The sequence below is a fragment of the Actinoplanes oryzae genome, from assembly GCF_030757795.1.
GTDB lineage: Bacteria > Actinomycetota > Actinomycetes > Mycobacteriales > Micromonosporaceae > Actinoplanes.
On record NZ_JAUQWH010000257.1, the window covers coordinates 1 to 8,578 of the forward strand.

10 protein-coding genes and 1 pseudogene are annotated in these 8,578 nt (G+C 73.4%); 3 read left to right on the forward strand and 8 right to left on the reverse strand.

Translation table 11 applies throughout. The features are described from left to right. Both RBH18_RS41560 and RBH18_RS41565 read right to left on the reverse strand, forming a co-directional pair. A pseudogene (locus RBH18_RS41560) lies at positions 1-345 on the reverse strand (pyridoxal phosphate-dependent aminotransferase); the annotation flags it as partial. Between the two features lie 9 nt (positions 346-354). Beyond that, positions 355-906 carry a GNAT family N-acetyltransferase gene (locus RBH18_RS41565; RefSeq protein WP_306216014.1) on the reverse strand — a complete coding sequence of 184 codons (552 nt, stop codon included), beginning with the start codon at positions 904-906 and terminating at the stop codon, positions 355-357. Positions 907-981: 75 nt separating this feature from the next. Between RBH18_RS41565 and RBH18_RS41570 the strand changes: the two genes are divergently transcribed. Beyond that, positions 982-1,809, forward strand: a complete 828-nt coding sequence (locus RBH18_RS41570; protein WP_306216015.1) for a TrmH family RNA methyltransferase — start codon at positions 982-984, stop codon at positions 1,807-1,809. On the opposite strand, the gene RBH18_RS41575 is transcribed toward RBH18_RS41570, so the two are convergent. The 5 genes from RBH18_RS41575 to RBH18_RS41595 form a co-directional block, all read right to left on the reverse strand. Next, a complete protein-coding gene (locus RBH18_RS41575; RefSeq protein ID WP_306216016.1) occupies positions 1,790-2,383 on the reverse strand; it encodes a dihydrofolate reductase family protein in 594 nt (197 codons plus the stop codon). The two genes, RBH18_RS41570 and RBH18_RS41575, sit on opposite strands and share 20 nt — an antisense overlap. A gap of 5 nt (positions 2,384-2,388) precedes the next feature. Beyond that, on the reverse strand, positions 2,389-3,045 hold the full coding sequence (locus RBH18_RS41580; RefSeq protein ID WP_306216017.1) for a TMEM175 family protein: 657 nt from the start codon (positions 3,043-3,045) through the stop codon (positions 2,389-2,391). Between the two features lie 32 nt (positions 3,046-3,077). Further along, a complete protein-coding gene (locus RBH18_RS41585; protein ID WP_306216018.1) occupies positions 3,078-3,746 on the reverse strand; it encodes a hypothetical protein in 669 nt (222 codons plus the stop codon). Between the two features lie 117 nt (positions 3,747-3,863). Continuing rightward, complete coding sequence (locus RBH18_RS41590; RefSeq protein WP_306216019.1) at positions 3,864-4,979, reverse strand: SPFH domain-containing protein; 1,116 nt, start codon at positions 4,977-4,979, stop codon at positions 3,864-3,866. An 8-nt stretch (positions 4,980-4,987) separates the two neighbouring features. Continuing rightward, positions 4,988-5,437 carry an NfeD family protein gene (locus tag RBH18_RS41595; RefSeq protein WP_306216020.1) on the reverse strand — a complete coding sequence of 150 codons (450 nt, stop codon included), beginning with the start codon at positions 5,435-5,437 and terminating at the stop codon, positions 4,988-4,990. 120 nt (positions 5,438-5,557) lie between these two features. On the opposite strand from RBH18_RS41595, the gene RBH18_RS41600 reads away from it, so the two are divergent. After that, complete coding sequence (locus RBH18_RS41600; protein WP_306216021.1) at positions 5,558-6,871, forward strand: serine hydrolase domain-containing protein; 1,314 nt, start codon at positions 5,558-5,560, stop codon at positions 6,869-6,871. 6 nt (positions 6,872-6,877) lie between these two features. Here RBH18_RS41600 and RBH18_RS41605 read toward each other — a convergent pair whose 3' ends face one another. Next, positions 6,878-7,594 (reverse strand): LmeA family phospholipid-binding protein, encoded by a 717-nt coding sequence (locus tag RBH18_RS41605; protein WP_306216022.1) that lies wholly within the window; start codon positions 7,592-7,594, stop codon positions 6,878-6,880. Positions 7,595-7,786: 192 nt separating this feature from the next. On the opposite strand from RBH18_RS41605, the gene RBH18_RS41610 reads away from it, so the two are divergent. Further along, a partial coding sequence (locus tag RBH18_RS41610) for an MMPL family transporter (RefSeq protein ID WP_306216023.1) occupies positions 7,787-8,578 on the forward strand: 792 nt, incomplete at its 3' end.

The window sequence follows — 8,578 nt, forward strand, 5'->3', positions numbered from 1 at the left end:
GACGGGCGGGCTGATCACCACGGTGCCGCCGGGCTCGGCCAGCACGCGCAGCAGCTCCACGACGCCCACGCCCACGTCGGTGACCGGGGTGACCCGCGCGGGATCGATCTCCCAGCCCCAGCGGCGCCCGGCGAACCCCGCGACCGCCTCGCCGAGCCCCGACGACGGCCCCGCGGCCGCATAGCCGGTGTCGGAGGCGTCGATCGCGGCCTTGAGCGTCTCGGCGATCACCGGCGCGATCGGCACGTCCATCTCGGCCACGAACATCGGCAGCACGTCGCCGGGATGGGCACGCCACTTCGCGCTGCGCCGCTGCTGCAACGCCTCGAGGGGATCCACCAGCATCAAGCAACCCTAGAGCACGGCGGGAGGCCGGGCGATGCGGTAGAGCACGTGGTGCCGCAGCGGGCCCGCCGGGATCTCCGGGTCCTCGAAGTCGCACGCCGGGTCGTGGGTCATGCCGAGCCGGTGCATGACGTCGCGCGAGCGCCGGTTGGTGGCGACGGTGATGGCCAGGATCTCGCCGAGCCCCAGCTCCGCGAAGCCGAAGTCGAGCAGGGCGTGCGCCGCCTCGGTCGCATAGCCGTGGCCCCACGCCCCGCGGGCCAGCCGCCAGCCGATCTCGACGCCGGGGACCGGGCTGCTCTCGTCGGTGGGGTCGAGACCCGCGAAGCCGATGAACTCCCCCGTCGCCGGCACCTCCAGCGCCCACCAGCCCCAGCCGCGGGCCGCCAGCTCGGCGCGGAACAGCTCCATCGACTGGGCGCTCTGCTCATAGGTCAGCGCCGGGCCGAGGAACTCGCGCACCATCGGGTCCGCGTTGAGAGCCGCCCACGGCAACAGGTCGTCGTCGCGCCACTGCCGGAGGAGGAGCCGGTCGGTGCGGAGCTGGGTGATCGTGACCACCGTCCTTTCAACGGCGGCAACAGTACCTGGACGCCGAGGGACGAAACGGGCGTCAACCCACCGGTCCGCCGCCGGGTGGGCGCCGGGCACAATGCCCCTGTGCCGTACGCCGAGATCACCACCCCCGACGACGACCGCATCGCGGACTACCGGGCCCTGACCGACGTCGAGCTGCGTACCAGGTGGGAACCGCCGAACGGGCTCTTCATCGCCGAGGGTGAGCTCGTCATCCACCGTGCCCTGCGGGGCGGCTACCGGCTCCGCTCGGTCCTCGTCGACGAGAAGCGTGTGAACCAGCTCACCGGTCTCCCGGACGACGCCGTCGTGTACGCCGGAGCGCCCCCGGTCCTGGAGTCGATCACCGGCTTCCACGTGCACCGCGGCGTCCTCGCGTCGTTCCACCGGCGTCCGCTGCCGGCCCTGCCCGACCTGCTCGCCAAGGCCCGCCGGCTGGCCGTGCTCGAGGGGCTCAACACCCACACCAACCTCGGCGCGCTGTTCCGCAGCGCGGCGGCCCTGGGCATCGACGCCGTGGTGCTCTCCCCCGACTGCGCCGACCCGCTCTACCGCCGATCGGTGCGGGTCAGCATGGGCGAGGTGTTCGCCATCCCGTACGCGAAGACCGAGAACTGGGCCGAGGCACTCGACACCGTCCGGGAGGCCGGCTTCACGCTGCTGGCGATGACACCGGGCGCGGACACCGTACCCCTGGCGCAGTTGAGTGCCGCCCAGCGTGAGCGGCCCGCTCTGCTGCTCGGTGCGGAAGGCCCGGGCCTGACCCGCCGGGCGATGGCGGCCGCCGACGTCCGCGTGTCGATCCCGATGCACGCCGGAGTCGACTCGCTGAACGTGGCCACGGCGGCGGCGATCGCGTTCTACGAGCTCAGTCGATCCGGTACGTGAGATGCACCGCGTGCGCCGACGGGCGCACGTGGATCTGCCGCAGCTGCCGCGGCACCGCACCGCCGGGGAACAGCGGCGTGCCCGCGCCGAGGATCAGAGGCGCCAGGTGCAACCGCAGCTCCTGGACGACCCCCGCGTCGAGGGCCCCGCGGATCAGCTCGCCCCCGCCCATCAGCACGACGTCACGTCCCCCGGCGAGGTCCCGGGCCTTGGCGACGGCGCTGCGCACCCCGTCGACGACGAACGTGAACCTGTCCCGCTCCAGCCGCATCTCGGCGGGCGGGCGCCGCGTGACCACGAGCACGGGCGGCGTGGCGGCGTGCCCGGCGCCGTACCCGACGGTGTCGCTCCACCCCTCGGGCCCGTCGATCACGTCGAACGTCCGCCGGCCCATGACCACGACCCCGGTGGCGTTGGTGGCTGCGGCGAGCACCTCTCGATCCACGGCGTCGTCGGCGAACGCCCACGTGTGCAGGCCCTCCGCGTCCCGGCCGAGCCCGGCGAGCGGCCCGGCACCGGGCCCGGTCACGAACCCGTCGAGTGACACGGAGATGTCAGCGACCACCTTGCCCATGCCACTCACTGTGCCACGGCACGAGGCTTCCGCGAGTTCAGGAACGAGCCGAGCACCGGCGCCCCGAACCACAGGAAGGTGATCCACGGCGTCCACCACGTGAACAGCACGGTGGCGAGGAAGTACCAGGCCACGATCCATGAGGACCGGGCGTCCGTACGGTAGGCGGCCAGGTCGACGTCCTCGTGCAGCAGGCCGTCCTTGAGGGCCCGGCTCTGCAGCGCCGAGCGGATGATCAGCAGCGCGGCCACCATGACGGAGAACAGCCCCGCCGCGGCGGGGTTGCGGGTGTTGTGGTCGTAGACCGTCGTCGCATAGGGCACGAACCCGACGAGCAGCAGCAACGGGAAGTGCAGCCGGATGACGCCCGGGGACACCCGCCCGATCTGGTCGAACAGCTCATGGTGCTGCCGCCACACGATCCACAGCAGGTAGAACGCCAGCAGGTACGCCGAGAAGGACGGGATCTGCTCGTACAGGAAGTGGAGCAGGTTGCGGGCGGCCTGGGCACGGCCGACCTCGCCGACGCCGAACTCGCTCTCGTCCTCGGGCTTGGGGATGTCGATGACCAGCAGCGTCATCGCGATCGCGAAGACCGCATCGGTGAAGAACCCGACACGCTCGGAGGTGTATCCGGCGGGCACCCGCTTCTCGTCCTGCACGGGCGGGATTATGCCCCACGAAGATCACACGGTCAGGCGGGCGGGACGAGGCGGCCGCCGGTCCAGGCGAGGCCCATGCCCGCGGCCAGCAGCAGCAGGGCGCCGACGGTCGGCAGGGGCTTGACGGCGAAGGTGCCCGCGCCCACGGAGACGGCGGCCAGCATCAGCAGGACGCCGTCGGCCGGGTTGACCAGGCGGGAGCGGAAGACCGCCCAGCCGAGCAGGAGCCAGCCGGTGCCCAGGACGGCGGCGGCGATCAGGGCGGCGGGGCGCACGTGGCCGGCGGGCAGACCGGCGGCGGGCACGGCGGCTCCGGCGGGCACGGTGGTGAGGGGCAGCCAGAGGACGGCGCCGGCCAGGCTGATGAGCAGGCCGGCGGCGGCGGAGCGGCGGGCGCGGGTGCCGGCGAGCAGGCCGGCCAGGGCGATCATCGCCACCGTCGTGAGCCAGGCGGCGGCGAGCTGGACGGGCAGCGGGCCGGGCGGGACGGCGACGCCGAGGGTGGCCCAGCCGTGCAGGACGGCGCCGGCGGGCAGGGCCCAGAGGGCGGTGCGGGCGTAGCGGCGGACGGACCAGATCCACACCGCGTCGCGTACGGGGAAGGCGGTGGGGTCGGCGCTCTCGGAGCCGGGCGCGCCCACCCAGGCCGGGGCGACGCGCAGGGGGCGACCGCTCGCGGTCTGGTACTGGCTCGTGCTCATGGCTCCGCCTTGGGTCGGGCGAGCGGCCGGGGGCACCGTCGGAAAGTCCACCATGGCAAAACCCCGCGCTCCCGCGCGGGGTTTGGCCCTATTTACTCCCGTGTTGCACCCTGAGCGTTACGCCCGCTCGGGCTCGCCGGCTCCGTTGTAGTCGGCGGCGCCGAGCGCCGACGACGGCGGGATCGTCTCGGGCGCGGGCAGGCCCTTCGGGCCGGTGTCGCCGGAGACCTGCGCCTCGGCCTCGCGCACCTGGGCGTTGACGGCCTGGGCCTCCGCCGCCGCTGCCTCGGCCGCGGCGACCGCCTCGCGCTCGACGGCGCCGGCGTCCACCTTGTCGGAGGGCTCGTCGCCGACCATGCCGGCCAGCCCGCCGAGCGCCCCGCCGAGCCCCTCGAGCGCCTTGGTGAACTCGGTGGGGATCATCCACACCTTGTTCGCCGTGCCGTTGGCGATCTGCGGCAGCGACTGCAGGTACTGGTAGGCGAGGACCTTCTGCGACGGGTTGGACGTGTGGATCGCGTCGAAGACCGTGCGGATGGCCTTGGCCTGGCCCTCGGCCTGCAGGATGCGCGACTGGCGGTCACCGTCGGCACGCAGCACCGCGGCCTGCTTCTCGCCCTCGGCGGTGAGGATCTGCGCCTGCTTGTGACCCTCGGCGTTGAGGATGGTGGCGCGGCGCTCGCGCTCGGCGCGCATCTGCTTCTCCATGGAGTCGCGGATGCTGGGCGGCGGCTCGATCGCCTTGATCTCCACGCGGGTGACCTTGATGCCCCACCGCCCGGTGGTCTCGTCGAGCACGCTGGACAGGTGCCGGTTGATCTCCTCGCGGCTGGTCAGGGCGCGCTCGAGGTCGAGCGAGCCGATGACGTTGCGCAGGGTGGTGACGGTCAGCTGCTCGATGGCCTGCAGGAAGTTCGAGATCTCGTACGTGGCCCGGACCGGGTCGACCACCTTGAAGTAGAGGACGGTGTCGATGCTGACCACGAGATTGTCGGACGTGATGACGGGCTGCGGCGGGAAGCTGACCACCTGCTCGCGCATGTCGACCTTGGTGCGCACGGCATCGACGAAGGGGACCAGCAGGTTGAGGCCGGGAGACAGGGTGCGCTTGTACTTGCCCAGCCGCTCGACGACGTCCATGCGCTGCTGGGGAACGATGCGGACCGACCGGATGAGAGTGATCACCGCGAAGAGGGCGATCACGAGGATGAGTACGCCAATCACAGCGTCCATGGGTGCCCCTATATGTTCGGGGTCTCGTCACGCCACACGATGACGGTGGCGCCCTTGACCTTGATGATGCGGACGCGCTCGCCCGGCTCGTAGATCTCGTGGCCGTCGAACGATCGTGCCGTCCACAACTCCCCCTCGACCTTGACCAGGCCCTTGTCGGCGCCGACCTCCTCGAGGACGGTGGCGTGCTGCCCCTCGAGCGCCTCGATGCCGAACGGTGTCTCGCCCGTCTCCAGCGCGGACCTGGCGTGCCGCGTGATGATCGGCCGCAGCATGCCGACCGAGAGCCCGGAGACGAGGGCGAAGACGATGACCTGGAGCAGCACCGGGCCGCCGAGCGCCGCCACGCCGGCCGCCGCGAGCGCACCCGCCGCGAAGAAGATGATCAGAAAGGTCGCCGTGAAGGCCTCGCCGATCGCCAGCGCGATCGCGAGCACGAGCCACAGGACCGATTCCATGCTTCGATCCTGACACGTCCACGCATCCACGACGATCCGGCGCGGCCCCCACTTTCATCCGTTCCCCGTGGCCCGCCGGGCAGTTGGACCCAGGGACCGACCCCTTGGAGGAACGCACCCGTGTCGCTGCTGCCGGAAACCGCCCGGACCGTCACCGAGATAGCCGCCCGCGCGCAGCGCACCGGCCGGGCCCCGTCGCTGGCCCTGGCGGTGGTCCGCGACCGCTCGCTGCTGCACTTCACGGGGGCCGGCGAGACGCCGCCGCCGGACCCGAAGACCCAGTACCGGATCGGCTCGATCACCAAGACGCTGACCGCGACGCTGCTGCTGCAGCTGCGCGACGAGGGCGCCCTGAGCCTGGACGACCTGCTCTACCGCCACCTGCCGGGCACCCCGCTCGGCGCCGTCACGCTGCGCCAGCTCCTGGGGCACGTCTCGGGGCTGCGGCGCGAGCCCGACGGCCCGTGGTGGGAGCGCACCGCCGGCCAGTCCGTGGACGAGCTGCTGGCCGGCCTCACCGCGGACAAGATCGCCGGCCCGCCGTGGCGCGACTACCACTACTCCAACCTGGCGTACGGCCTCCTGGGCGCCGTCATCCACCGGGTGACCGGCGAGCCGTGGGCCACCCGGGTGAGCAAGCGCGTCCTCGACCCGCTGGGCATGAAGCGGACCACGTATCAGCCCGTGGAGCCGTACGCCCGGGGGTATGTCGTCCACGCCCTCGACGGCAGCCTGCACGAGGAGCCCCGCCACGACGCGGGCGCGATGGCCGCGGCGGGTCAGCTGTGGTCCACGGCGACCGACCTGGCCAAGTGGGCCGGGTTCCTGGCCGACCCGGCGCCCGCGGTGCTCAGCCGCGCCACCCTCGACGAGATGTGCACCCCGGTCGCCATGCAGGACGGGACGTGGACGGCGGGGCACGGGCTGGGGCCGGAGATGAACCGCGTCGGCGAGCGCATCTACGTCGGCCACGGCGGCTCGATGCCCGGTTACGCCGCGCAGCTGCTGGTGCACCGGCCCAGCCGGCTGGGGGTCGTCGCCTTCGCCAACGCGTACGGGCTGCGGGGCACGAGCATCCGTACGGTCGCCCTGGAGGCCCTCACCGCCGTGCTGGACGCCTCCCCGCCGGCCGTCCAGCCGTGGCGCCCGGCGCCGGCTCCCACGGGCGAGACCGCCGAGCTGTGCGGCCGGTGGTGGTGGATGGGCATGGAGTACGAGGTCGCCCCGGACGGCGAGGAGCTGGTCATGACCCCGCTCGCCGGGGCGGCCCGGGCGCCGTGGCGTTTCGTGCGTGAGGCCCCGGACCGGTGGCGCGGCACGGCGGGCACGAACGCCGGCGAGCTGCTGCACGTGCTCCGGGCCCCGGACGGCACAGTGGACAAGATGGACATCGCCACGTTCGTGTTCGGCCGGGACCCCTTCCACCTGGCCTGACCGGCGTCAGTCGCACCCGCCGCCTCCGGTGGCGCCCGCTTCCAGTCCCGCCGCCGTGATCGTGACGACGAGCCCGGCCGCGGTCGCCTTCGCCGCCGCGTAGCCGGCACCGGCCGGGAGGGCGGGCAGGGTGATCGTGCGCGGTTGCGCCCGGTCACCGAGCCGGTCGGCGGGCACCCGCAGGCCCAGGACCGGGATCTCCACCTCCTCGGGCTGCACGACGAGGGTGCCGCCGGCGATCGTCGGCGTCGCGTGGACCGTCAGCTGCTGGGCGCCGCCGAGCAGCTGCGTCTGCATCCCGATCGTGAGCCGGCCGCTGTCGTCCCCGCCGTACTGCGCCGCGGGTGTGCCGTCCTGCCCGGCGGCGGCACCGAGCACGGCGTAGGGAACGGTGACGTCGGCGGTGAGCGAGCCCGCCCGCACGGCGCCACCGCCGCCGGGCAGGCTGACGTCGTGGGCCGTCGCGTCGACGGCCACGGTGAAGCGGCCCGACGACACCCGGGGCGCCCGCACCCGCACCGTGCCGAAGGATCCGCGGGCCGCCTGCACGAGGAACGGTGTGCCGCCGAAGGAGACCTCCGGAGCCGGGCTCAGCTTCGCGGCGCACGCCAGGCGGTCGGCGAGCCGGCCGGCCGCACGTGCCGCGACCACCCGGTCGGCGGCGAAGCCGAGCCCGGGCACGGCGACGACCACCACCGCGGCGACGATCCAGAGTTTTCGCATCGATACCTGCCTCCCAGCGCGTACGGACCAGCAGCACAGCACCGGCTCCTTACCGCCGGCCGCCGCTGACCCTGACGGTTGGCTGAGGGGCGGACAGTCAGCCAACCGTCAGGTCCGGGTCCGGCCGGCCGTCAGGCACCCGCGGTGTGCTGGGGCTCCCCTGTCCCGACAGTTGCCCTGGGAGTTCCTCGGATGGCCGCACTGCTTCATCGGCTCGGCGCCTGGTCGTTCCGGCGCCGCCGCATCGTTCTGGTCGCCTGGCTGGCCGTGCTCGTCGCGGTGGGCGCGCTCGCGGCGACGCTCGGCGGCTCGTACGAGGACGACTTCGCCATCCCCGGCTCCCGCGCCCAGCAGACCTTGGACACCGTCGGCGCGGAGTTCCCCGCCGCCGCCGGCGCCACCGCTCAGGTCGTGTTCGTGGCTCCCACCGGCCACCGGATCACCGAGTCGCGGGCGGTGATCGAGCAGACCGTCGCCGCCGCGGCCAAGGCGCCGCAGGTGGCCGGCGTGGCCGATCCGTTCACCGCCGGGACGGTCTCGCCCGACGGCAGCACGGCGCTGGCAAACGTCGGCTATCCCGTGACCCGCGCGCAGCTCGGCGACGGGACCCTCGACGCCCTGGAAGCGGTGTTCCAGCCGGCCCGCGACGCCGGGCTGCGGGTCGAGCTCGGCGGCTCCGCGTACGGCGACACCCCCGGCGAGACGAGCCATGTGACCGAGGCCGCGGGGCTGCTCATCGCCCTGGTCGTGCTGGTCGTCACGTTCGGTTCCCTCGTGGCGGCCGGCCTGCCCCTGCTCACGGCGCTGCTCGGGGTCGGCGGCACCGCGGCGGCCCTCACCACGGTCGCCGGGGCGCTGACCCTGCCCACGACCGCCCCGACGCTGGCCGTCATGCTCGGCCTCGCGGTCGGCATCGACTACGCGCTGTTCATCGTGGCGCGGCACCGGTCGCAGCTCGCCGCCGGCATGGGCGTCCCCGAATCG

Bases quoted from the DNA above. Each gene is read 5' to 3' on its own strand.
- RBH18_RS41585 (WP_306216018.1), bottom strand. From the start codon at position 3,746: ATGAGCACGAGCCAGTACCAGACCGCGAGCGGTCGCCCCCTGCGCGTC.
- RBH18_RS41595 (WP_306216020.1), bottom strand. From the start codon at position 5,437: ATGGAATCGGTCCTGTGGCTCGTGCTCGCGATCGCGCTGGCGATCGGC.
- RBH18_RS41590 (WP_306216019.1), bottom strand. From the start codon at position 4,979: ATGGACGCTGTGATTGGCGTACTCATCCTCGTGATCGCCCTCTTCGCG.
- RBH18_RS41605 (WP_306216022.1), bottom strand. From the start codon at position 7,594: ATGCGAAAACTCTGGATCGTCGCCGCGGTGGTGGTCGTCGCCGTGCCC.
- RBH18_RS41575 (WP_306216016.1), bottom strand. From the start codon at position 2,383: ATGGGCAAGGTGGTCGCTGACATCTCCGTGTCACTCGACGGGTTCGTG.